At 31.0% G+C, this 25,511-nt stretch carries 23 protein-coding genes; 14 read left to right on the forward strand and 9 right to left on the reverse strand.

Annotated features, from left to right (window positions below):
• Positions 1–265: 265 nt before the first annotated feature.
• From H2650_RS05085 to H2650_RS05130, 10 genes are all read left to right on the forward strand, one after another.
• A complete protein-coding gene (locus tag H2650_RS05085; RefSeq protein ID WP_188049679.1) occupies positions 266–1,222 on the forward strand; it encodes an RHS repeat protein in 957 nt (318 codons plus the stop codon).
• Between the two features lie 10 nt (positions 1,223–1,232).
• Entirely contained in the window at positions 1,233–1,757 is a 525-nt protein-coding gene (locus H2650_RS05090; RefSeq protein WP_188049680.1) for a hypothetical protein, read from the forward strand.
• Between the two features lie 150 nt (positions 1,758–1,907).
• The gene (locus H2650_RS05095) at positions 1,908–2,855 is read left to right on the forward strand and encodes an RHS repeat domain-containing protein (RefSeq protein WP_188049681.1); all 948 of its coding nucleotides are present in this window, start codon (positions 1,908–1,910) and stop codon (positions 2,853–2,855) included.
• Positions 2,852–3,376: a hypothetical protein gene (locus H2650_RS05100; RefSeq protein WP_188049682.1), complete on the forward strand. Its 525-nt coding sequence runs from the start codon at positions 2,852–2,854 to the stop codon at positions 3,374–3,376. The genes H2650_RS05095 and H2650_RS05100 overlap by 4 nt, the downstream gene beginning before the upstream one ends.
• Positions 3,373–4,089, forward strand: a complete 717-nt coding sequence (locus H2650_RS05105) for a hypothetical protein (RefSeq protein WP_188049683.1) — start codon at positions 3,373–3,375, stop codon at positions 4,087–4,089. Before H2650_RS05100 ends, H2650_RS05105 begins: the two co-directional genes overlap by 4 nt.
• Before the next feature lie 392 nt (positions 4,090–4,481).
• Entirely contained in the window at positions 4,482–4,724 is a 243-nt protein-coding gene (locus H2650_RS15770; RefSeq protein ID WP_370566810.1) for an RHS repeat domain-containing protein, read from the forward strand.
• The gene (locus tag H2650_RS05115) at positions 4,672–5,280 is read left to right on the forward strand and encodes a hypothetical protein (protein ID WP_188049684.1); all 609 of its coding nucleotides are present in this window, start codon (positions 4,672–4,674) and stop codon (positions 5,278–5,280) included. Before H2650_RS15770 ends, H2650_RS05115 begins: the two co-directional genes overlap by 53 nt.
• Positions 5,281–5,332: 52 nt before the next feature.
• Positions 5,333–5,656 (forward strand): hypothetical protein, encoded by a 324-nt coding sequence (locus H2650_RS05120; protein ID WP_188049685.1) that lies wholly within the window; start codon positions 5,333–5,335, stop codon positions 5,654–5,656.
• 869 nt (positions 5,657–6,525) lie between these two features.
• Positions 6,526–6,741, forward strand: coding sequence for a hypothetical protein (locus H2650_RS05125; RefSeq protein WP_188049686.1), 216 nt, complete (start codon positions 6,526–6,528; stop codon positions 6,739–6,741).
• A 158-nt stretch (positions 6,742–6,899) separates the two neighbouring features.
• On the forward strand, positions 6,900–7,496 hold the full coding sequence (locus H2650_RS05130; RefSeq protein ID WP_188049687.1) for an OmpA family protein: 597 nt from the start codon (positions 6,900–6,902) through the stop codon (positions 7,494–7,496).
• Between the two features lie 170 nt (positions 7,497–7,666).
• On the opposite strand, the gene H2650_RS05135 is transcribed toward H2650_RS05130, so the two are convergent.
• The 7 genes from H2650_RS05135 to htpG all read right to left on the reverse strand — a co-directional run bounded on the left by H2650_RS05135 (position 7,667) and on the right by htpG (position 16,432).
• Positions 7,667–8,260, reverse strand: a complete 594-nt coding sequence (locus H2650_RS05135; protein WP_188049688.1) for a hypothetical protein — start codon at positions 8,258–8,260, stop codon at positions 7,667–7,669.
• A gap of 226 nt (positions 8,261–8,486) precedes the next feature.
• Complete coding sequence (locus H2650_RS05140; protein WP_188049689.1) at positions 8,487–10,265, reverse strand: ABC transporter ATP-binding protein; 1,779 nt, start codon at positions 10,263–10,265, stop codon at positions 8,487–8,489.
• Between the two features lie 156 nt (positions 10,266–10,421).
• Positions 10,422–10,961: a lipocalin family protein gene (locus H2650_RS05145; RefSeq protein WP_188049690.1), complete on the reverse strand. Its 540-nt coding sequence runs from the start codon at positions 10,959–10,961 to the stop codon at positions 10,422–10,424.
• A 957-nt stretch (positions 10,962–11,918) separates the two neighbouring features.
• Positions 11,919–12,335 (reverse strand): hypothetical protein, encoded by a 417-nt coding sequence (locus H2650_RS05150; protein WP_188049691.1) that lies wholly within the window; start codon positions 12,333–12,335, stop codon positions 11,919–11,921.
• Between the two features lie 281 nt (positions 12,336–12,616).
• A complete protein-coding gene (locus H2650_RS05155; protein WP_188049692.1) occupies positions 12,617–12,802 on the reverse strand; it encodes a hypothetical protein in 186 nt (61 codons plus the stop codon).
• Between the two features lie 419 nt (positions 12,803–13,221).
• Positions 13,222–14,172, reverse strand: coding sequence for an endonuclease/exonuclease/phosphatase family protein (locus H2650_RS05160; protein WP_188049693.1), 951 nt, complete (start codon positions 14,170–14,172; stop codon positions 13,222–13,224).
• Positions 14,173–14,527: 355 nt separating this feature from the next.
• Positions 14,528–16,432, reverse strand: coding sequence for a molecular chaperone HtpG (htpG, locus tag H2650_RS05165; protein ID WP_188049694.1), 1,905 nt, complete (start codon positions 16,430–16,432; stop codon positions 14,528–14,530).
• Positions 16,433–16,611: 179 nt separating this feature from the next.
• On the opposite strand from htpG, the gene H2650_RS05170 reads away from it, so the two are divergent.
• The 3 genes from H2650_RS05170 to H2650_RS05180 all read left to right on the forward strand — a co-directional run bounded on the left by H2650_RS05170 (position 16,612) and on the right by H2650_RS05180 (position 19,032).
• Positions 16,612–17,088, forward strand: a complete 477-nt coding sequence (locus H2650_RS05170) for a lipocalin family protein (RefSeq protein ID WP_188049695.1) — start codon at positions 16,612–16,614, stop codon at positions 17,086–17,088.
• 19 nt (positions 17,089–17,107) lie between these two features.
• The gene (locus H2650_RS05175) at positions 17,108–17,803 is read left to right on the forward strand and encodes an OmpA family protein (RefSeq protein ID WP_188049696.1); all 696 of its coding nucleotides are present in this window, start codon (positions 17,108–17,110) and stop codon (positions 17,801–17,803) included.
• Between the two features lie 281 nt (positions 17,804–18,084).
• Positions 18,085–19,032, forward strand: coding sequence for an ABC transporter ATP-binding protein (locus tag H2650_RS05180; protein WP_188050271.1), 948 nt, complete (start codon positions 18,085–18,087; stop codon positions 19,030–19,032).
• A gap of 192 nt (positions 19,033–19,224) precedes the next feature.
• Here the strand turns inward: H2650_RS05180 and H2650_RS05185 are convergent, their stop codons facing one another.
• Positions 19,225–21,636, reverse strand: a complete 2,412-nt coding sequence (locus H2650_RS05185; protein ID WP_188049697.1) for a prolyl oligopeptidase family serine peptidase — start codon at positions 21,634–21,636, stop codon at positions 19,225–19,227.
• Between the two features lie 261 nt (positions 21,637–21,897).
• Here H2650_RS05185 and H2650_RS05190 point away from each other — a divergent pair, with 261 nt between their 5' ends.
• Entirely contained in the window at positions 21,898–22,905 is a 1,008-nt protein-coding gene (locus H2650_RS05190; protein WP_188049698.1) for a 3-oxoacyl-ACP synthase III family protein, read from the forward strand.
• 105 nt (positions 22,906–23,010) lie between these two features.
• Here the strand turns inward: H2650_RS05190 and H2650_RS05195 are convergent, their stop codons facing one another.
• Positions 23,011–25,419, reverse strand: coding sequence for a TonB-dependent receptor domain-containing protein (locus tag H2650_RS05195; RefSeq protein WP_188049699.1), 2,409 nt, complete (start codon positions 25,417–25,419; stop codon positions 23,011–23,013).
• Positions 25,420–25,511 lie beyond the last annotated feature (92 nt).

Raw genomic sequence — 25,511 nt, forward strand, 5'->3', positions numbered from 1 at the left:
AGCAGAAATAATTTCAACGGCTAGCGCGATGCCTCTGGCTTGTGCCCACAAAGTTGAGCAAGTTAACAAAATGAAAAACCAAGCTTAATTGCTTGGTTTTTGTGTTTTATAATGTTGAGAAAAAACTGATCATTTGAGAAGTACTTCGTATATTACCACCCGAAACGGAAGCATAAGTCAGCATGTCGAGTATATAGCCTTTAACTCTCTTCTTTTATTGTTTTTTTGGAATCGTTGAATCTCCTAAAATCGATTTGGGGAAGTTTTGTTTGAGGAGCATTCTAGCTCGTTTTCGTCGCCGTACTTGTTTAATGGGAAGGAATTAGACAGAGAAACCAATCTTAGCTATTACGGGGCGAGGTATTTAGATATGAAGACGAGTTTGTGGTTGACGGTGGATCCGTTGACGGAGATGATGCAAAGTGTGGGAAGTTATATTTATACTTTTAATAACCCTGTTAAATTTGTTGATCCTGATGGTAGAAAACCATATGATTGGTATGAAAATAAAACAACTGGTAACGTTCAATGGTTTAACTCTAGTGGAACTAAAAATGGTTACAGAAATATTGGAAAATCAACTAATTTTGTAGCGGGAACTGGGCAAGGATTAATACTAAATTCAAATGGTACTGCAACAGATATGAATTCTGGTAAATCATATGGCGCCAACAAAACAGTTGTTGTTAATTCATCTACAGGGACAACAGTAAAAACAATTAGTTCAAGTGAAAGTCTTGCTAATCTTAGCACATTAAATACATACATTGGAAGTGTTGGAGGGCCCTTAGCAGAGTATGGCTCAAAAAGTAATATAGCAGGTGAAACATTTAGATCAACAGTTAAAGGTTTAGATGTAAGTGATGATGCTATTAATAGTTTGGCTACCTTGAATAAAGTATCTCAATTTAAAGGAATAGCAAATGTAGTTGGGAAATCTTCGCCTTTCATCACCGTTGGCGTTGGATTACTACAAGTACAGGAAGGATATAATTTGGATGGTAAAACTTTTGGTAAAAATGCAAAATCAGCAACTGGAGGAGCCGTTGGAGGAGCTGTTGGTGGTTATTTAGGCGCAAAAGGAGGAGCTGTGCTAGGCGGTGCTATTGGAGTCTGGTTCGGAGGAGTTGGAGCTGTTCCTGGAGCTATTATTGGAGGAGTCATTGGAGGAATTGGTGGTGCAATTTTAGGAGATGATTTAGGGAAAAAACTGGTGAAGTAAAATAAATTTTATGATTAAGAAATTAGTATGGTTTTGGAATTTAATTTATTATAATTTATTCCTATTTGAGAATATGATAACAAAAACAATTTTTTTTCCTTTTTTATCCTTGTTAAAGAGTAAGAAAATCAGGGAGATTTACAATAAGAGAGGAATTAAAGATCCTGACTTAATTGTTAAGGATGCATTGTTAAATCCTATATATGGAAGTAATAGTGTTAGTGCTGCTGGAATTATAAGTGTAATAGTATTATTCTATTGTGTTGGGTTTTTTTGCTTATATACCGGTTTTTTTTTAAATGAGTTAAATTTAACAATCTCAAATCTTTTGATATTTGGTATTATTGCCATTGCCATAAATTACTATTGTCTATTTAAAAGAAATAAATACCAAGATTATTTTAAAGAATTTAATCATTTATCAAGAAAAAAAAGATTGAAATATAGTTTTTTAAGTTTTTTGTTTATAATTTCTTCTCTGATATTTCTTATAATTAGTTTTGTATATATGGATTATTTATTAAATTTAAAATAATTCCCCTAGCTGGCGTGAGCGGAAATAAGTTCAACGGCTAGCGCGATGCCTCTGGCTCGTGCCCACAAAGTTTAGTAAGTAAATAGAATAAAAAACCAAGCGTAATTGCTTGGTTTTTGTGTTTTATATTGTTGAGAAAAAACTGATCATTTGGGAAGTACTTCGTATATTACAACCCGAAACGGAAGCATAAGTCAGCATGTCGAGTACATAGCCTTTGGAGAGGTTTTATTTGAGGAACATAATAGCTCGTTTTCTTCGCCATACTTGTTTAATGGGAAGGAACTTGACAGCGAAACGAATCTTAGCTATTATGGAGCTCGGTATTTAGATATGAAGACTAGTTTGTGGTTGAATGTGGATCCTTCAAAAGAAAAATATCCAAACCTAGGTTCAAACGTTTTCTGTCTTAACAACCCTATAATTTATACAGATCCAGACGGACGAGATCCTATAACAGGCATTATTGATGCAATATCAAGTTTTGCTTTAGATGTGGGGATGGATTATTTTGGTGGAATGCTTATTGAAGGAAAATCATCTCAACAGTCTTATGATGATATAGGCTGGTGGTCAGCTGGTTTGAATGCAGCAGGAGCATATGCGGTTTCAACTGTTACACCTACAGGTACAGCTACTGCTGCGAAAATTGCAAAATTTGCTAAATCAACCGCAGGGAAAATTGTAATTAGTGTAGTTAGTAAAATGACTACTAAAGCATTAGATAAATATAGTCAAGGCAAATATGATGATGCGAATCATGAATTTAGTTTTAGTAAAGTGAGTTTGCTCGACTTGTTCTGGGAATCTGCAATTGAAACTTTAGTAGAACAAGGATTTGGAAGTAAAGCTGATGAAGTTTTAGCTTCTTTAAAGAAAGAAAATAAAAAACTGTATAATAAATTAGAAAAACAGGCGAACAAAATTGCAGCAGGAGAATCAAAAAAAAGAGTCAGTAATTATGCCAAAAAAGTAGCAGAACAAAAGTTAAAAAGGAATGATGCTATTGAAACAGTACTAAAAACTAAGACGGGAGAGAAGGTCTTACATGGCTCTACATCTAAGAAGTTAAATAAAGAAACAAATCCAACCCAATGACAGAAAAAATATTCTCAAAAAAATGGATTTTTATTTTAATGGCGATTTTACTAGTCTTATTTCTAAAGGAAGACAGGATTATATTAAATGTTCCGTTAATTTTAAATATATGTGTTTTTTTACTTTCCTTATTTATAATTTTTATTTTTCAGTATAAATATAATTCAGTCAAAAAGAAAAAGAAAAAGAAAAACAATAACAATATTATCAATATAACAGGAATTTTTATTTTGTCGTTTTTTATTTTTATTATATTAAAATTATCGATCAATTTCTTTATTATTAAAAATTCTGAAAAAATGTTAAACGAAGAGATTAAATTACCTATAGAGAATTTTATTTCAGGAAGAACAGATTTGATTTATTTTAATTTTAATGACAAAAGATATAGTTTGAGGTATAACAATACTGATAATTTAAGTAGAGAAGAAATAGTTAATAAACACATATTACATATCATATATAGTAAATCTTTTTTTGAAATATATGTTATTAAAAAATATAATATTGAATTCAAATGAAAAATATAATAGTTTTTTTTATTTTAATGTTTGCTTTTGAGGTGAACTCGCAATCCTTTGAAGGTAAATTAGAATATTTTGTGAGTACTGAAATTATAGGTGATACATTAGTACAAAACATAAGCAAAAACAAATTGATTGAGAAATTGAAAAGTCAAGGTGAAATACCAATAGATACTTTAACTTATATTTATTCTTCAAAAGGAGATTTCGTTTCTATTTCAAAATATGGTAGTAACAATATTATTAGTAATTACATAAAAAAGAATAATCTATTATATACTTTCATAGGAGATTTCAATATCGTATCAGCTATAGACGTGACAATAGATTTAGAAGAAAAATTAGGAAATCCCCCAAGTGTTAAAAAGATAAATAAGAAAGAAAAAATAGGTGACTTAGAATGTTATATTGTTGAAGTAAAATGGGAAACAGGTACTTATAGGTACTATTTTTCTGATAGTATTTTAAAGATAGATCCAGAATTATTTAAAGATTATAATTATGATCAGTTTTATGCCTTTTTACGAATTTCTAATGCCTTACCTATAAAAATTGAAAAATTAACTAATAATTTTTTCAAATCTACTTACCTCTTATATTCTTATACCCCTCAAAAAATAGATAAAGTTATCTTTTCTATTCCAAAAATGAGAGAAGATCGTACAATTAGTAATATGTATATAAACAAGAAAATTTTTATTATTAAATAATTTTTAAAATTTTCCTACTGTCTCATAATGTATATAAATTCAAAGTAACTTGGGTTAGGTTTTAATTAAACCCGATCGCTCGGATTTGCAATCTGTGCCCGCAAAGTAGAGCAAGTAAACAAAATGAATAACCAAACGTAATTGCTTGGTTTTTTTGTTTTATAATGTTGAGAAAAAACTGATCATTTGGGAAGTACTTCGTATATTACAACCCGAAACGGAAGCATAAGTCAGCATGTCGAGTACATAGCCTTTAACTCTAGTTTTTATTGTTTTTTTGGAATCGTTGAATCTCATAAAATCGATTTGGAGAGGTTTTATTTTAGGAGCATTCTAGCTCGTTTTCTTCGCCATACTTGTTTAATGGAAAGGAATTAGATAGAGAAACGAATTTGAGCTATTATGGGGCGAGGTACTTGGATATGAAGACTAGTTTGTGGTTGAGTGTGGATCCGTTGGCGGAGAAATATTTTATGAACTCGCCATACATTTATGTAAGCCAAAAGCCAATGAACCTTATTGATCCTACTGGGATGGGAGAAGAAGATCCTATTGATCCACCAAAACCCGGAACAGGAAAATATGCAGGGGCATCTTGCAAATGGTGCTCCAAACGGGGTAGATTTACCAACTGAACAATTAAATGAAGTTGTAGTTAATGCAAAAAGTAAAAAATCAGAATCTAGTTTCAATAGTGCTGATGCCGTTACTCTAGCTACGGCAATTACAGTAACAACACAAGAATTACAATACAGTAAGTACTTTGAATCTTGGAAAGGAATAAATGGAAAAATGTATAGCGGACTTAAAGGTTCAGGGCCAAACCAATTTACAGGAAGTCGTGGTCTAGCTATGAGTAATTCAGCAAAGATTGGATATTTTGGATTGTTTTTAGGCGGTGTTTCAGTAGGTCTAACGGAATATAATTATGCAAATTCTTTAAAAATTCCTTATGGACCTAACATGAGAGAATATCTTTCTAAGGTAAGAGCTCGAGACCAGATAGCAAACGCATCTGGATTTATGGGTGTTATAGTAGCTGCAGCAAGTTTTGGATATAATTTAGGTTATTTAATAGAACATACTTGTAATTGTAATATTCAGTATAACCCTATTACTAATGATTTTACACCAATTGAACAAACATATATGGAATACGATAGACTAGGTATAAACTTATTTAAAAATTAGAATGAATTATTTATATGTCTCATTATTTTATTTTTACACAAAAATTGTAAAAGTGGAAAAAAGCTATCCTCCAATTGTTGGTATATCTGCAGTTTTATCAATGCTCATAATATTAATATTAATGATATTAATTGAGTTATTAAATCTTCAAGAGCTTTATCAATATAGTAACTTTTATTTTATGTTGATTTATGTCTCAATTTATATTCTAGGATGGTTTTTATTTTATAAATGGTACTTTTCAAAAGAAGAAGAATTATTGAAAAAATTTAAAAAAAAATCAAATTTATTAAAATCAAGTATTTTGTTTTTTGGTTGGTTTTTTATTTTATTGTTAATTTATATTTGGTTCAAAAGATTTGAATTTTTTCGTTAAGAATTAAAAAACCCGATCGCTAGGATATGTCGACAACGCTAGATTTGCAATCTGTGATTACTATGGTTATCCAAATAATATTGAATGTTTTTTTTGCCAATATATTGAGAATTATTCAATTTATAAATTGGGATTTAGGTTTTTTCAAGGCATAGAAAGCCTCTGAATAAGATTAAAAATGGAGGCTGAAACCTTCCTTTTTGTTTTGACTTATTCCCCCAGCTGGCGCGAGCAGAAATAATTTCAACGGCTAGCGCGATGCCTCTGGCTCGTGCCCGTAAAGTTGAGCAAATAAACAAAAAGAAAACCAAGCATAACTGTTTGGTTTTTGTGTTTTATAGAGTTTCAGTTCAGATAGTAATTTTTAAAATTAATGATGAATTTTCATATAATAGTTCTTTATGAAACCGAATGCCCTAGCCCAGATAGAAGGGAAAATCCTTTTTTTAGTTTCGTTTTTTTAAACGAGACAAAAAAAGATTGGAATGATAGCTGGAAATAGCTCCTGAAAAGAAAGTTTTACGGATGAAAGTAGCTATAGGAAAATTACTTTTCAACTAGGAAACCAACTTATGAGAATCATTGAAAACGTAAGAATTCATTAATATACGTAAGATGTAGCTGGCGAAAGAGTCATATAAAGTTCTGGTTATTCGCAAAATATTGAAGCCAAAGGATATGGCCGCATGGATATCTTTTCAGGGCTAATGTAGATTTGCAATCTGTATTCGCATAAGATTGTAATTAATAAATAATTATTTGTTTTTTTTAGAGTAATATTAAAAAGCGCAAAAAAAACATCGGTAAAAAGAGGCTTTTCGTTTAATAATTGTACAATTAACTTTTTATAATAATATTAAAATTTAGATATGAATTGGTTTTATTTCATTAAAAGTTTATTCTGTTTTATTGCTGTCTTTGTACTCTATAAATACGATTTATGGTGGAGAAAAAATAAAGTAGAAAACAATAAAGAGGCCTTAAACGACTATGATAAAACGGTAAGACCTGTTAGGAATTTTGGATTAAAAATCATGCTCTTAATAGTAGCAATACTATTGTTGGTGTTAAGTTTTAAAGAATAAAAATACGATGATAATTTTATAAAAAACAGATATATTAGAACATTTTGATTTATTTTGGATGATTAAAAATAATACAAATCTTACTTTATTTGTTTTTTATAAGTAAATATTTACGAAAATTAAAGTATGTTTGCGCTTTAAAATTAAAAATAAACATCATGAAAAAAATTATTTTAACGGCCATCGCCGTATTTGCTTTTGCTACGGGTTATTCTCAAGAGGAAGGTAAATTTAGAGTAGGATTAGATTTTGGATATACAATTCCTTCAAATGGAGGAGGTGGAGTATTATTATCAATTGAGCCTAAATACAACTTAAAAGACAATATGAATGTCGGTTTAAGAATTGGAGCCGCTGCTATGGTGCGTGATTTAAATAGAAATGGGGAATCTACTAGTGCGAAAATTTCAGCAAATGGTTCTTATGTGGGTACATACGATTACTATTTTAATAATTCAGGAGGTTCTTTTGTACCTTATGTTGGTGGTGGTGTTGGGTATTATAGTATTGCAAATGTAGAATTTGATGATGTAAATTCCTCTACAGAAACTGTTGGCTTAGATGCTACAGGTAAATTTGGTGGTTTATTAAGAGGTGGTTTTGAATGGGGTAAATTTAGAATGGGACTTGAATATAATCTTGTTCCTAAATCTACTTTACAAGATGTGTCTGGTGCAGAAGTAGGAACTATTGCAAATAGTTATTTAGGTATCCATTTAGGCTTTTACCTTGGTGGAGGAAAATGGAATAAATAATTTATATACAGGAACTAAATGGCGCAAATGTTTTAGACTTTGCGCTTTTTTTTGTTATTATATTATTTGGTCTCTTTACTATAAAGCCGTTTTTGAGGGAATGTTTATAAATAAAAGACGATTAATAGTATTGAACTTTTAAGTAAATTAAATGGATTATAAAGGGGAATTTAATTCAAAATTTTAAAATCAAAGGCTAGTTTTTTAGTTTGAATTAAAGTACGCCAGTCCACAAAAAATAAGCAGAATAACATTATAAACCCTAAAATAAAACTCAGAATCGACTGCCACGAAAAAATATTATCAATAATACTTTGTTGATTGTCAACTGCAAATTTACCTAAATGAAGCGCTATAGAATCACTAGTAAATTTACCAATCAAAAAGGGAATAATAATATAAATAGGTTTTATTTTAGAAATACCAGCACCCAAAAATAATGGTGTTGTAGGAAGAGGTAACAAAGAATAAGCAAGCACAACAACTACCCCTTTCCATTTATTTTCGTTCATCTTATCACCAAGGAACTTTATGTCTTCATTTTTTGAGGATTTTAAGAACTTGCTGGCTAATAATGGAGCATATAATAGAAGAATAAATCGACCTAAAACCGATCCTAAGACTCCAATAACAATAACAGCCCAAACGTTTAAATCAAATAAAATTTGAAGAAATACCATTATTGTAAATGCTGGTGCAAAAGGAAATGGTACAATGTCAAATAATAAAGAGCCAAAAAAAACTAAGAGATAATGCCACCACATAGGTTTGGAATTTAATTTTATCACTATGACCGATAAGCAAGGATTGCAAATTTGTAGTGTCAAAGTAAGGAACCTCAAAACTACAACTAAATACGATGTAAAGCTGAAATACTTTTTTGCTTACCTATTTATCTTTAAAGGAAAGAGTTTAAGAGATGTGGGTGTAAAATGTGTTTCTAAATATTCGGATACTTATTCCTATTTATTAAAGTTTCCATTTTGAGTTTTAATCGATAGTTTGCGTTATTTTTCCAATATTTAAACTATTAGCCATCGCAGTGAATATCTTAAAATACGTTCCTTTTAGATCATACAAACTTTCATGAGTTCCTACTTCTACAGCTTTTCCTTTGTCTAAAACAATAATGTTAGATGCATCGATAATTTGAGAAATACTATGCGAAATAATAATGACCGTTCTGTCTTTTTTTATCGCATCTAACGATTTTTTTATTTGCTCTGTTGCGATAGCATCTAGACTTGCTGTGGGTTCATCTAAAAATATGATAGGAGGGTTTTTCAAAAATAATCTTGCAATAGCGATTCGCTGTTGTTGTCCTCCCGAAAGTAAATGCGCTTCCGATTGATAGCCGTTTGGCAAGGCGCTAATTTGTTCATGAATATAGGCTTTTTTCGAAGCTTCTATTAACTCATTTTCAGTTGCATTTGGATTGCCATAAAGAATGTTTTCTGAAATTGTACCTTTGAAAATGTGATTCTTTTGCAATACCAATCCAATATTTTGCCTTAAAAAATTAGTATCATACTCTTTTAAATCAATACCATCTAATAAAATAGTGCCTTTGGTTGGTTGGTAAAATTTATCCAATAAATTTATAATACTACTTTTCCCAGCACCACTTAATCCTACTAACGCGGTATTTTGATTTGGTTTTATTGTAAAGTTTACATTCTCTAATGCTTTCGTCCCGTTTGGATAACTAAAATCTATATTCTTAACTTCTAGTAATCCTGTTATTTTTTTAGGTTTATAAGAACCACTTACTTCTTTTTGATGGTCCGATTCTAAAATATCAAAAAATCCTTCTGAATAAATTAAAGCATCATTTACTTCATCATAAATTCGGTGTAGTTGTCGTATTGGTGCCGAAACATTGTTAAATAACATAATGTGAAACATAATAGCACCAATGGTCATGGTTCCGTTTAATACAAAATAGGCAGTTAGGATTATTATAATTACCACTCCAATTTGCTCTACAAAACCTTTTATACTTTCAAACATAAAACTGGTTTTTCTCGTAGCTAGCTGGTTTTCGGTCATTTCGTATTGTATGTCTTGGTGTCGTTTGGCTTCAAGCGACTCTCGCACAAAGGATTTAATAACCGTGATTGATTCTATCAAACTAATGATGCCATTATTTTTGGTTTCTCTATAGGTTCGCATTCGTCTTCTAAAACCACTTAGTTTAGTAGCTTGTAATTGACTGATGTAAAAATAAATGGGAATGATGCATAAACTAACCAAACCTACATAAAAATTAGCGTAAAACATTAATCCTAAAGCCACAATTGCATTAGCAAAAAGCGGTAAAATATCGATAAAAAAGTTCTGGACTAATCTGGTTAAGCTACTTATTCCTAAATCAATACGCGTTTGGAGTTTACCACTATCATTTTCGCTAGAAGTATAAAATTCCATGCGATAGCTAAGGATTTTTTCAGTTATGGTTTGTGAAATATCACGTGAAATAAAAATACGTAGTTTTTCTCCATAAAACTTTTGTCCAAATTGAACTACTGAGTAGATTAATTCTTTTGAAAGCAAAATGATACTAATAATGCCCAACAAATAGAAACCTTTTGAAAGCGGTTCTCTAGCTACCATTAAATCACTGATAGAATCTACAGTATATTTTAGTATTAAGGCGTTCACTTGAGCAGCAAAGGAACCAATAAATGCAAGGAATAAGGTAGCCATTACCATTTTACGATAAGGCTTTACAAATGGCGTTATTTTTTTATATAAGGATGAAATAGTCATTTTAGCAATTTAAGAAGAAAAAATAATTCTCTCTAAATTTTTATTATTTTTTCTTTTTCTTCATTGCTTTTTGGGTAATCTATCCTATTAGCAAGCAAGTATTTTATGGTAAAAAGGGAGGGAATTGTAGAAGCTAATTTCAATGGAGCAATACTTTTAATTTTGTTTATCCTGTTTTACCCAGATAAGGTCCTTTGTTGTATAACCGGTCTTTTCTGCAATTCTCAAGTAGTCTTTTTTAATAGCATCAGGAATAGTCGTTTCTCGAGATAAGATCCATAAATATTTTGTGCTCTTTCCTGCAACTAAGGCGTATTTGTAATTTTCATCAATTGCAATTATATTATATCCAGCATAGAAAGGACCAAAGAAAGAGACTTTAAGCATTGCAATATCTTCGCTGCCAACAAATTTAGCCTTTCCAATTGCTTGTGTCCATTTGTGTTTTTTTACGTTGTATCCTTTGTTTACGACTTTAATTTCCCCATCGTCTTTTAAAGAGTATTCTGCTGTTGTATTATTTAAATCTTTTTCAAATTTGAAATCTAATCGGGCTATTTCATACCATTTTCCAAGATATTTTTCTTTGTAAAACGGCTTAACTGCTGTCACATTTTCTGGGATTGTTTTGCAAGAGCAAATAGATGCAACTATTAAAAAAAGTGTTGCTAAATAAATTATTTTATTGGTTTTCATAGATGTATTATTTTTTTTACCGATTTAATATAGGTCTTTAATAAAAGTTCTACCTATAAACTTACATAGAGGTTAAATCGCATTACATTGTCTTTGCTAAGGTAGAATATCTGGGTGAAAATTATACTTGCTGTAACCGAAAATTAGGTAATTACTTAGTTATAACTACGAGGAATGATTGCTCGAAATTTTGCCTACAACCAAAGCCTCCCGCTCATATTTACAATATAAATTATTTTTTTATTAAAACATGCTAATATATGTTAATCAAAATAATGTATTAAATCGTCCTGAAAAAGGTTGGTAGCACTAAGTTTTACGATACAAAATAGAAACGTTTTAAGAAACAAATCAATTATTATTTTTTTTGTCGATCACTATTTATAAAATTTAGAATTAATATCAAAACTGTAGATAAAATTAGAATAGGTATAAATGAATATCGAATAGTGAAATAGATTTCTTCATGAAAAAGATAAGTACTCCATGATGATTCTCGGTCTACAAAAATAGTGTAATTAAAGAAAAACCAAATTAATATCAAGAATATATATTGAAGTGTTATTCTCATAATTTTCTGCTTAATCACTGAAAAGAAGTAAAATAGCATTATAAAGAAAAAACTGGAAAAGATTGATATAACAAAAATGTCTTCAAAAAAACTACAATCTAGACATGCACTGGAAATGCTGTCAGAGAGTTTTATCATTGATAAATAGGATTGCAAAAATGTAAATAGAAAAACAATGCAAATGTTTATAAATATTTTCTTTATTGAAAAAGCTCCATAAGTTTTTATAAATGTTTTCATTTTAAATTTTTAAAAAAGACTATTTTTTATGGATTTTCAGGTAAAATTACCGATAAATCTTTGACTAGCTTTCTTGATAGAAGCGAGAATCAAAAAAAATATAAAACCAATAATTTCTGTAAGGAGTAAAATTTTAGGATCATACCTCAGTGCTTACTTTTAATAATTAATTGGTTGTATTTCTTAGGATTAAATTCAATTTTTGGTTTGTGTTTTCCGTCAAATAATAGCATTGCATTTCTTTTCCGGAATTTATCGATAGCGATATAATAGGTTTTATTTTCTAAATTAAATTTAAAGTCGATTGCATTTGTACTTCCAATAAAAAAGTCATCTCTCGCTGGTCCGTATTTATTATAAAGTGCGTTGGCTATTTTCTCAGGATTATTTTTGGTTACATTCCTAAATTCAATTTTTTCATTTGTCACAAAATAGATAGCTTGTTTTGGAGCTGTTATTTCAAAACCAAACTTTGTTTTTTGAGCAGCAGATACTTCTTGAATGTATTTGGAACCACAAGAACTCAATGCGGTTAAAAAAAATAGTAATATTATAATTCTCATTCTCTATTTTTTGGATTTAAATATCTTCGTCTAAATTAAAAATACAAGTGGAATTAAAAATTGGAAATAGAATAACTCTCAAATTAATTTGATAATGAGTCTATAAACTATTAGTGAATTTCAACAGGATTAAATTTGTCTGACAGAAAATTTTTTTATCCATTTTCCCTTTTTAAAAGCGGTAAATTTTTAGCCAAATATTCTATTTAGATAATTTTAATTTGGTATGTATTAAAAGTCTCTAACAATCGATTTTAGAATCTTTATTGATTTTATAGGTTCTATATTTTCTTGTTTTTCTTTTTAAATGTTAGAAAAATACAGATAATAAATGTAATTAAGAATAGCCAATCTAATGCTGGTTTTTTAAATGTAAAAGTGGCAAAATCGGTGTGTTTATACAAAGCTAATCCAATGGGAAATGCAATTATTGCAAAAACGATATTAAAGTTTATTTTATTTTTCATTTAATCAATGTTTCGTTATTAAATTTATAATTGGCTGTTTCCAAAGATTAATTTTCAGAATTATGCTAAGTTCTTTGAATCCATTCCTAATTTAGGACTTATATGTTTTATGATTGTAAATAGTTTTTTTACTAGATAATTTTCAAATATATTAAAATTTTCTTACAATTTTTTGCAAGAACATATAAATAAAAATTGTTCTAACTTAGCCCCGATAGCAGCGAAAATCCTTTGCTGTGGCGGTAGCCAAAAGCAAAGATGGTAATATCCCGAAGCGTCGGGAGTTGCGAACTTCCTAACCGAGATTTTTATGTTAAGATTAAATTTCTTGCAAAAGATAAACGTGAATTTATCACATATTTCGCAATCTTTCCAAATAGCTTTTACCTGCTGGCTTTATTTATTTTTTGCGCTAGCTGTTAAGTTTCATTTTTTTGTAATTGTATTATTAATTTATCTATTTGTTTTAAAATTTCAATATCATTGATAAGCTTAGTAATTTTGTTCTTGTCCTCGGGTTCTTCATCTAGAATTTTAGCTAAAATTACACTTTCATAAATTTTTTGTTCAAATTTTGACTTGGTGAAATCTGTCAGATTATTTAAATGTCTGGACGCAATGCCTTCATAGGTATTTTTTGATATTATTTTGCTTTCAAACGGTTGAATATCTAAAACAATTGGAACATGGTCGCTTTTATCTATCCATTTTTCAGAAGCTTCAAGTTTTAAGTTGAAGCCATTTTTTATAATTTCTTTTGATGCAAATACATAGTCGATATGATAAGGCCTTTCTATTTTTCGGTACATAAAGAAAGTTTTTCTACTTTCTTTTCCATGTTCTTCTTTATACTGCTTATGATATAGACTTTCAATATTATGTAACTTTAAAAAATTCACAACATCTGTATGATTGCCAACTCTTTCTTTTTCATCCCAAATTTGATTGCTGTTAAAATCACCAATTAATATAGAATTCTCTTGTAAGCTTTTTTGATAATAATTGATAGCGTTCCAAACTTGTCCAATATATCTTGATAATGGATTTTGTTTATTGTCCATTGCCCAAATTGCAAATAATAAAAACGAATTTGTCCCATCTGTAACTTCCAGTGGTACTATGTATCTAAAATTTGAATTGAATTCTTTTAAAAGTCGAAATTTATAATTCGAGTATGAGAAAATTGCAATTCCTTTTTTTCCAGTGTCACCATACCAAAGAAAGTCGTTTGGTTGTGGTGTTAAGCGTCCAAATTGTAGTTTTTCTTCTTGTTCACATTCTGGGACAATTAAAATGTCCGGTCTTAGATCTAAAATCTCTTTATTCTTTAGTCTAAATGCCCCTTGGCAATTCCATTCTATAATTCTCATTTCAATTAGCAGATTGGTTTAGTTAAACGGCAGTTAAATAGTACTTATATGCACTAAATTTTTGTTTCTCAAACTTAATTAGGGTTAATCGGAATGTCTTTAATTAACTTATGCAATTCCAAATATATTAAAATTTTCTTACAATTTTCCGTAAGAACATATAAATACAAATTGTTCAAACTTAGCCCCGATAGTAGTGAAAATCCTTTGTTGTGGCGGTAGCCAAAAGCAAAGATTGTAGCAAATAGCGGGACAAAACTTCTTAGTAAAACATTCGATCTGCTCCAAAAAAAAGACCCGCAAGTTTTCACTTGCAGGTCTTCAATTCTCTACTTTATAGGAGTTAGGAAAGGATTTATTTAATCATCTCGAAACTTCTTTTTACAAATGCCGTTAGCGCTTCTCCTTTTAGAAGATTTTGCGATAATTTAGCTAAGTCAAGGGCTTGTTTGATTAAACTTTCTTGAGCTGCTTTATCGGTATTGTTCAAAATATTTGTTGCCAATTCAGAGTTAGTATTTACAACTAAATTGTACATTTCTGGCATATTACCCATTCCGAACATTCCGCCACCGCCACCGGATTGACTCATTTCTTTCATTCTACGCATAAATTCTGGTTGCGTGATGATAAATGGAGATGCATTGCTATCTAAAGCTTCTAGCTGCACAGAGTACGTTTGTTTAGGAACGATAGCTTCTAGAACGGTTTTTAAGTTAGTTTGCTCTTCTTCAGATAATTTAGAAATAGCAGTTTCTTCTTTTTTGATTAAGTTATCAATATGATCTGAATCGACACGGATAAAAGTCATGTTGCTGTTATCGCCTTCAATTTTTTGAATTAAATGAGAGATAATTGGCGAATCTAGTAATAAAACTTCGTATCCTTTTTCTTTCGCAGTCTCGATATAAGAGTGTTGCGCTTCCTTGTTTCCTGCGTATAAAACTACTAGTTTTCCGTCTTTATCGGTTTGCGTAGCGGCTAGATTTGTTTTTAATTCTTCAAGCGTGTAGAATTTATCATCTACTGTTGGGTACAAAACAAATGCGCCTGCTTTTTCATAGAATTTATCTTCAGAAAGCATTCCGTATTCCAATACGATTTTAATGTCATTCCACTTTTGTTCAAAATCAGCGCGATTTTCTGTGAACAATGATTTCAGTTTATCGGCTACTTTTCGAGTAATGTAATTTGAAATTTTCTTAACAGCAGCATCGGCCTGCAATCCAGAACGAGAAACATTTAATGGGATATCTGGCGAATCAACAACCCCTTTTAGCATCATCAAAAATTCTGGAACAATTCCTTCTACATTATCCGTTACATATACCTGATTTTGGTACAATTGGATTTTGTCTTTCTGAATTTGTAAATCAGAACCTAATTTTGGAAAATATAAAATACCAGTTAGGTTAAAAGGATAATCAACATTCAAGTGAATGTGGAATAACGGCTCCTCAAACTGCATTGGATACAATTCATGATAGAAATTCTTGTAATCCTCTGGAGATAATTCTGTTGGTTGTTTGGTCCAAGCCGGATTTGGGTTATTGATGATATTGTCAACTTCTACTTCAGTAAAAGTTTTGTCTTTATCTTCTTCAGCAACTTCTTCACCCTTTTTTTGCTCAATTTTTTCTGTCTTAGTTCCAAATTTAATCGGAATAGGCATGAATTTATTGTACTTATTTAATAACCCACTAATTTTAGATTCTTCTAAAAATTCTAAAGAATCTTCAGCGATATGTAAAATAATTTCCGTTCCACGAGTGGTTTTATCTGCTGGTTCTAATGTGAATTCTGGGCTTCCATCGCAAGTCCAATGTGCCGCTGGTTCGTCTTTGAAAGATTTAGTGATGATTTCTACTTTTTCGGCAACCATAAAAGCCGAATAAAAACCAAGACCAAAATGACCAATAATTCCAGAATCTTTTGCAGAATCTTTGTATTTATCTAAAAATTCTTCTGCTCCAGAAAATGCAACTTGGTTAATGTATTTTTCAACTTCATCGGCAGTCATTCCTAAACCTTGATCGATGATGTGTATTTTTTTGCCCTCTTTGTCTATTTTTACTTCAATAATTGGATTGCCATATTCTACTTTGGCTTCACCAATACTAGTTAAATGTTTTAATTTTAAAGTGGCATCAGTACCATTCGATATTAATTCTCTTAAAAAAATTTCGTGATCACTGTATAAGAACTTCTTGATCAAGGGAAAGATGTTTTCTACCGAAACATTAATTTTACCTGTTGTCATATTTTGAGTTTTTAAGTTTGTTTTATAGCCTACTATTCTTTCAAATAAGATACCAATGATAGGGGAAGTGACAAATTGTCGTAGCCTTTAATTATGATACAAAATATTATAATTTTGAAACAAAAATATTATAATGCAGTGTATCTTTGTATCAGTATTAATACATTAAATTTAGAAAGATGAAAAAAGTTATTTTAGTATGCACATTAGCAGTTTTGATGTTTGCATGTAAATCGAACTCAGCTACAAGTACGAAAACAGATAGAAAATCGCAAGTAGCTATAAAAGGGAATTGGGAAATTAGTTCAGTAACGTATCCAGGTTCACAATATGTGAAAGTGAACACTTTTCAATTAGCAGACTCAGAATGTTTTGTTGGTAGTACATGGAAATTCGTTTCTAATAACAATAAAGGAACAATGGCTTTAACAAAAACAAATTGTGTAGCTTTTAGTTCTCCAATTACTTGGTTTGTTAATGCAGACGGACAATTTGTTCTTAAGATATTAGATGCAGGCGAAAAAGCAAGAAAAGTAAGAGATGGTTATGTATTAGGTTTAGCTAATCAATCAGAAACTTCTTTTCAATTGATCGATAAAATTGATGTTGCAGGTAAAATGACGGACGTTGTTTATCAATTCCAAAAAGTAAATTAATATTAAAAAAAATACAATTATGAAAAAGATTTCAATAGTTGCAATAGCAACAATAATGGTTATAGGTTCAATGTTTACGAGCTGTGAAGCGGTAAAAAACACAAACAAAACGCAAAGAGGAGCAGGAATAGGTGCTGTTGCAGGAGCTGTATTAGGAGGAGTTTTAGGTAACAATCTTGGTAAAGGTGGTAATGGTGCAATGGGAGCGGTTCTTGGTGGAGTTGTTGGTGGAGTTGCCGGTGGAGTTATTGGTAATAAAATGGACAAACAAGCAAGACAAATTGATCAAGTTCTTCCAGGAGCTGAAGTAGTTCGTGTTGGAGAAGGTATTAAATTAGTTTTAAATGAAAATGCAGTACGATTTGATACTAATAAATCATCTTTGACTGCTGCTGCTAAAGCTAATTTAGATAAATTAGTTCCAGTTTTTGCTGAATATCCAGATACTAATATTACTATTTACGGTTATACTGATAATACAGGTGCTGCTGATTATAACTTGAAACTTTCAGGAGAAAGAGCTGGAGCTGTAAAATCATACTTAAATAGTAAAGGTGTTTCTTCTAGTAGATTTCAGGTTACTGGTTTAGGTATTGCTGATCCAATTGCTTCTAATGAGACACTTGAAGGAAGAAGCCAAAACCGTCGTGTAGAATTTGCTATTACTGCAAATGATAAAATGATCAAAGACGCTGAAGCTGAAAGTAAAAAATAAGCAAACATTACAATAAAATTTAAGGCTGTTTCTCCTAGAAGCAGCCTTTTTTTATGATTTGATTGGAATGATTTGATGATACTAAAATTTTTAGTTTTAAATATTAACCTTCAGTTGCTTATTTCAAACTGAAGAAAGAATAATTTATTAATTTGATTTTTTTAAAAGTTAAATATTATTATTTATGAAGCTTTATCTGTGTGGAAAATCAATTATAAACCTAAATAAATCGTGGCATAAGCAAATTAAACATTGTAAATTTGTGCTCTCAAATAAAGATGATGCTAGAGATAAATAACATATCCTTCACGTATATTGATATTCCGGTAATTCAGGAAGTTAGTTTTACGATTGAAAAAGGTCAAAATACAGCGATTATTGGCGAAAGTGGCTGTGGAAAAAGTACTTTGCTAAAACTTATTTATGGTTTATACGATTTAGATGCTGGAGTAATAACCTATAATGAAAATCCTATTTTGGGACCCAAGCACAATCTGGTTCCAGGAGAAGATTATATTAAATATTTAGCGCAAGATTTTGATTTAATGCCTTATATTACGGTAGAGGAAAATGTAGGTAAGTTTTTATCGAACATGTTTCCGGATGAAAAGAAACAACGTGTTTATGAGTTGTTAGACATGGTCGAAATGACCGCTTTCGCCAAAGTAAAAGCGAAATTTTTGAGTGGTGGCCAACAACAAAGAGTGGCATTGGCTAGAGTTTTGGCGTTAGAACCAGAAATTCTATTACTAGATGAACCTTTTAGTCAAATCGATTCTTTTAGAAAGAATTCATTGCGTCGCAATTTATTTAAATACTTGAAAGATAAAGGTGTTACGTGTATCATTGCAACTCACGATAGTACAGACGCCTTGGCTTTTTCTGATGAAACGATAGTGATTCAAAACGGGAAACTGGTTGTAAAAGGAAACTCGAAGCTGGTGTATGAAAATCCAATTAATAAATATACAGCTTCTCTTTTTGGTGAGGTTAATGAATTGAAATTATCTCAATTAATTCCTATCGAAGAAGAAGAGGATGAGTTTTTATTGCTTTATCCACATCAACTAAAATTGGTTGACAGTGGAGTGATGCAAGTTGTAGTAAAACAATGTTATTATAAAGGCAGTCATTACTTAGTAAAAGCTGCTTTTGAGCGAAGAGCCATTTTCTTTGAAAATGATACAGAATTAGAAATAAATCAGGAAGTACACTTAATGCTAGCTTAAAATAAAAAACCCCGAAATTCAATGATTTTCGGGGTTTTCCATTTATTATAATTAAGCTTATTTTTAATCGTAGATTCAGTCATTTTAAATTTTTGAATCATTTGCCGATGAAGCAAAAAGGCGTGAATTTAATCAACCTTAAAAACTTTTTGACTTTGTGGCAATAAAACATATTTCTTAGTGGTAAGTAGCTTAATTCTTCAAATACTTCTCTAAAAACTGATCTTGTTCCCATAATAAGTGCAATATGTTTTCTTTCGCAGCGTACCCATGAGATTCTTTTGGTAAAATGACCATTCTTGCGGGAGCACCCAATCCTTTTAACGCTTGAAAATAACGTTCTGTTTGTAAGGTAAATGTTCCTGGATTATTATCTGCTTCACCATGTACCAAAAGCATTGGTGTTTTCATTTTATCAGCATTCATAAACGGTGACATCGTATTATAAACTTCTGGAGTTTCCCAGTAATTACGTTGCTCACTTTGAAAACCAAATGGAGTTAGTGTTCTATTGTATGCGCCACTTCTAGCAATTCCACAAGCAAATAAATTTGAATGTGTTAACAAGTTAGCTGTCATAAATGCACCATAAGAATGACCGCCAACAGCTACTTTTTTTCTATTGATGTATCCTAAAGCATCAACAGCATTAATTGCTGCTTCGGCATTATCAACTAATTGCGAAATAAAATTATCGTTTGGTTCAGTTGTTCCTTCTCCAATAATTGGGAAAGCAGCATCATCAAGAACCACATAACCTTTGGTTACCCAATATACAAAGGAACCATAGCTAGGAAATGTAAATTCATTTGGATTTTGAGTAACTTGCCCTGCTGAGTTTTTGTCTTTGTATTCTGCTGGATAGGCCCAAATAAGCAATGGCATTTTTTCTTTTTTAACTTTGTCATAACCTACCGGTAAATATAATGTTCCCGATAACTCAACACCATCTTTACGTTTGTACTTGATTACTTCTTTGCTTACGTTCTTGATACTCTCAAAAGGATTTTTAAAGGCAGTAATTGGAGTAAGTTTATTTTTCTCTTTAATATTTTTAATGTAGTAATTAGGATATTCGTTTTTAGATTGTATTTGTACTAAAACCGTTCCTTTTTTAAAATCTTCAATTTCAATGATATCCTCTTTTTTATCTGTATATGCAGATGTGTAAAGACGTTTTGATTGCAATGTTTTTAAATTATATTCTGTGATAAAAGGAAATTGACCATTTTTAGTAAATCCATCACCTATAAGAAATGCATTGTCATTTTCTATGGCCAAAACATATCTATTGTATTGATTTTTTTTGGTTTCAAAGTTCCCCGGATTAGAATAAGAATCTTGTGAATTTCTATCAAAAATTACTTTTGGTTCTTGACTAGGATTTGATGGATTGATTAAATAAGTTTTAGTATTACGAGTATCGTACCATTCGTCTGTTACAATTGCAATATTGTCATTTCCCCAAATCATTCTGCTATAGCGTTGAGGTGTTTTTACCAATGAAGTTGCAGCAGTTGTAAAAGGAGCGTTCCAAAGAAAAACCTCGTCTCTATAATCTACTTTATTAGCAGGATCTCCACCATCTAATGCTTCTGCATATACTAATGTTGCTGGTTTGTCTGCTCTCCAACTCATGTTTCTTCTTCCTTTTCTAACGGCCATAAAACCTTTAGGAATTATTTCTGTAAGAGGCACTTCATTTACAACCTTTACTTCTTTTCCTGCAACATCATATATAGTTGTTTTCATTGGAAAACGACTTAAGGGAACAATGTAGGAAAACGGTTTTTGTATGGTATTTAACATCAAGTAATTTCCGTCTGGCGAGAAACTTTCTCCGGCATACATAGCTGCTTTTTGAAATAAAGTAGCCGTTCCGTTTAAGTTTATCTTATATAATTCAGACGTCATGATGTTTTCAAAGTTGATCTCATCATTCTTGTTTTTCAACATATCTGGATACGTTCTGTTTTGAGATTTTTCTCCGTCAGCATTCGAAATTATCGGACCAGTTGGAAGATCTTTTTTGGAATCTAAAAGTGCAGCTCTATTTTTTGGTAGCATTTTTACCAAAATAGTTTCATTGTCATTCATCCAACTGAATGGATTGCCAAGATTTGCATTGACTGTAGCTTCTGTTAATTTTGTAGCTTTTGCTGTAGATACATCAATTACCCAAAGTTCAACCCCAGTATTCGTAGTATGTGAGAAAATAATTTTTTTATCGTTTGGAGACCAAGATAGATTGCTAATACGAGGATTGTCAGGCAATCCAGCAACTTGCATCTCCTTCTTATCGCTTACTTTTTGAAGTTTAAGGTTGTTGACATACGTAACGGTACTAGAAATGTTGGTTACGGGATTGATGCGTAAACCTCCCAATCGCAGTTCGTCTTGGTTCAAATCATCTAATGATTTATAGGTATTTCTATAGGATAATAATAAATATTCTTTTTTAGTATCCATAGATACTGAAGGTGCTCTTTCATAATCGGCTAATTCTAAAATAGATTTAGAAGGTTTTTGATAGCTGAGATTTTCTTGAGCATAGGTGGTTAAACTCAGTCCGAGGAAAAGAAAAAATGGAATTTTCAATTTCATGATTTAAGTGATTTTAAATTAGCAACCGAAAATAAAGTAATGTTATTAGATTTGAAAGTAAATGACTCTTTTTAACTTTTGCAAGAGCTTGATATTTATCAAAATTATTCCTTTAATGTTTTTATTTGTGTGAATTCGAATTCAGTTTTAGTTCTCTTAAAAGCATAAAAATTGTAAATTGCTAAAATAATGGTAATTTGGTAGCTCATATTTTTAAGTATGTTTTAAATTTGCAATCGTATTTTAATAAAATAATATAATATGTATCATTCAAAAATAACAGGGTTAGGATTTTATGTTCCCGAAAACGTAGTGACAAATGATGATTTGTCTAAACTCATTGATACTAATGATGAATGGATTCAAGAGAGAACAGGAATACAAGAAAGAAGGCATATTGTACCTGGTGAAGATACCACGACATCAATGGGCGTAAAAGCAGCTGAAATTGCAATTACTCGTTCTGGAGTGGCTAAAGAGGATATTGACTTTATTGTTTTTGCTACTTTGAGTCCAGATTATTATTTTCCAGGACCAGGAGTTTTGGTTCAAAGAGATTTGGGATTAAAAACTATAGGCGCATTAGATGTTAGAAACCAATGTTCTGGTTTTATTTATGCTTTATCTGTTGCAGATCAGTACATAAAAACGGGTATGTATAAAAATATTTTGGTGATTGGTTCTGAAGTACATTCATCTGGATTAGATATGACATCGCGCGGTCGTGGTGTTTCTGTAATATTTGGAGATGGAGCAGGAGCAGCAGTTTTGAGTAGAGAAGAAGATTTGACAAAAGGGATTTTATCAACACATTTACACTCTGAAGGACAACATGCTGAAGAGTTAGTGCTCAAAGCACCAGGAATGGGTGGTCGTTGGGTATCTGATATTTTGGCGGATAACGATCCAGACGATGAGAGTTACTTTCCTCACATGAATGGACAATTTGTATTTAAAAATGCAGTAGTTCGTTTTAGTGAAGTAATCAATGAAGGTTTAGAAGCTAATAATTTAGAGGTTTCTGATATCGATATGTTAATTCCGCATCAAGCAAATTTGAGAATTTCTCAATTTATTCAAAATAAATTTAAGTTAAACGACGATCAAGTTTTTAATAATATTCAAAAATACGGTAACACAACAGCTGCATCTATTCCAATTGCTTTGACCGAAGCATGGGAACAAGGCAAAATAAAATCGGGAGATACCATTGTATTAGCTGCTTTTGGTAGCGGATTTACTTGGGCTAGTGCTATTATTAAGTGGTAGAATAACGTTTGATATCATTAAATTATTCAAAAAAAAACCCGGAGTTGGCATACTCCGGGTTTTTTATGGATAACAACTATTAAAAACTAATTCTCTAATTTTTCATTAAAACATTCCTCCGCCACCTTCTTTGGTATTGTTGTCTCTTTGTTTGCGCTGTAAACTTTTGTTTTTTCCTGCACCAAACATATAATTAAAACCTACATAAACCGATTGGCTTTCCCAACTGAATTGTCCTACTTGAGGATACGGATTGTCTCCGCTAAAACCAGCTTTCATTGTGTCGAAAATATCATTAAAACGAATGCTTAAGGTTGCCTTGTCTTTTAAGAAAGAGTAACGTCCACCTGCATCAATTTTATACATTTCCTTACCATTAAACTGAACACCATCAACTCCCGATCTATAAAAACCGAATAAAAGGAATCTAAGATTTTTATTGGCTTTAAAATTACTTGTAAAACGAGCATTAAATGCAGCGGCATCAACTTGTTTTGTTACAAAGTCAAAAGAATTTGACGTCGAATTGTAAACAGATATCAATCCTTTTTGAGCAATGCTTGAGAAATCTACCGCAGGTTGAATATCCCACCAACTGTTTATCTTATAATTTAAAGAGGCTTCAAAACCATAAGCTCTATTATTATCAAAGTTGTCATAACTTAGAATTTGTTGGTTTTGATTTTGTGGGTCTGGATAGATAATTCGGTTAATTTCGTTATTAATAGATCTCACAAAAACACCTGTAGTGATCGATCCTTTAGTAATGGTTTTTGTATAATTTACTTCGACAGAATTTGTAAATTGAGGTTGTAATTCGGGATTTCCAATAGAGGTAATTCTTGGAGTACTAAATTCTCTTATTGGTTTTGTTTGGTCTAAACTAGGTCTGTCTACACGGCGACTGTAACTAATTTGAAATTGATCTTTCTCGCTAGGAGAATATGTCATCGACGCTGATGGATATACCGTAATATAATCGTCCTTGAAAGCAACAGTGTTATTCAGTTTCGCATTCACTTTATAGCTTTCCAGACGAGCACCCAATTGATAACCAATTTTACTAAATTTTTGTCCAAAAGTTACGTACGCCGAATTAATGTCTAAATCGTATTGATAATTAGAATTTGATAAAGCGCTGTTTGTAGTAACATAATTATTGTCCGTTCTAACAATTCTAGTTTCGGCACCTAATTCTAATTTGCTTTTTTCGTTCAAAGGGTTTACGTAATCAAGATTAACGATAGAGTTTTGTCTTTTTTCGTTGATGTTGTCTCTATAACTACTACTAGGAATTATAGGATTAGTAAAAGCGGTACGGAAATTTGAAATTTCATCTCCAGTATAAATACTGTGATTGATTTCTAAATCTAATGACTCTCCTTCTTTTTTTGTTAAATGTTTAAAGGCTAAATTGTAGGTTCCGTCAGTGTTATTCCCTTTATATTTCGAATTTTGAAATAGATTTTTGGAGGCATCAGGATTTGTAATAGCAACATCGATTTGTGCATTTCCAAGTTGTTTGTTTTGATTTGTATAAACAGATAAGGTGTTTTTATCATTGATGTAATAATCCATTCCAATTTTAAACAAATGGGATTTATCGTTATTGATGATATCAAGATGTTGATTGCTAAGGTCATCTAATCTCAGGATATTTCCCTCATTGAGTTTCTTACCAAAGTTATTCCCGTAAGTTCCAAAAAAGTTTAATTTTCCAGTTCTATAGTTCATGTTAGTAGAACTATTAATTTTTGGTTTTTTGGCAAAAGTTAATCCCGTATTTATACTGGCATTAAAACCATCACTAGCATTTTTATGCAAAACAATATTAATGATTCCTGACATTCCCTCTGGATTATATTTTGCACTTGGATTGGTGATTAATTCAATTTTCTTAATAGAAGTAGAAGGAATTTGTTTTAGTAATTGTGCAGCATCAATATTGCTAGGACGACCATCTATTAAAATCCTAACATTTTCATTTCCTCTCAAAGATATTTTTCCGTCCTGATCAACATTTACAGAAGGAATGTTACTCATAATATCCGAAGCCGTAGCTCCCGAAGTAGTAAGATCTTTTCCGACATTAATTACTTTTCTATCAATTTTTTGTTCAATTGTAGAACGCTCGCTAATTACTGAAACTCCTTTTAGTTCAATGGCATCTTCCTCAAGGGAAATGGTGTTTAAGTTTAAAGTAATGTTCTCGGTAAGTTTTGCTGATTTTGTGATGGTTTTGTATCCAATAAATTGAATCTCTACCACATAATCTTTTAAGGCTAAATTCTTGATTTGAAACAATCCTTTTTCAGAGGTAATTCCGCCCGTAATAATTTTGTTGTTTTCCTTTATTGTAATGTTTACATAAGCTAAAGGTTCGTTCGTTTTTTGATCAATTACCTTACCTGAAATACTTCCTGAGTTTTCTAAAAGTGTTGGTTTGACAGCTGTTTGTGCCTGCAACGAAAAGAGCGTTGCAATAAAGCAAATTAGTGTTAATTTGATTTTCATGATTGATTGTGATTTGATTGTGATTTGATTGATGTTTAAACTTTAATCCATTAAATAATTACTTAATGTTACTTAGTAAGACTGCATAAATT

It is taken from the genome of Flavobacterium sp. GP15 (assembly GCF_014281985.1).
GTDB lineage: Bacteria > Bacteroidota > Bacteroidia > Flavobacteriales > Flavobacteriaceae > Flavobacterium > Flavobacterium pygoscelis.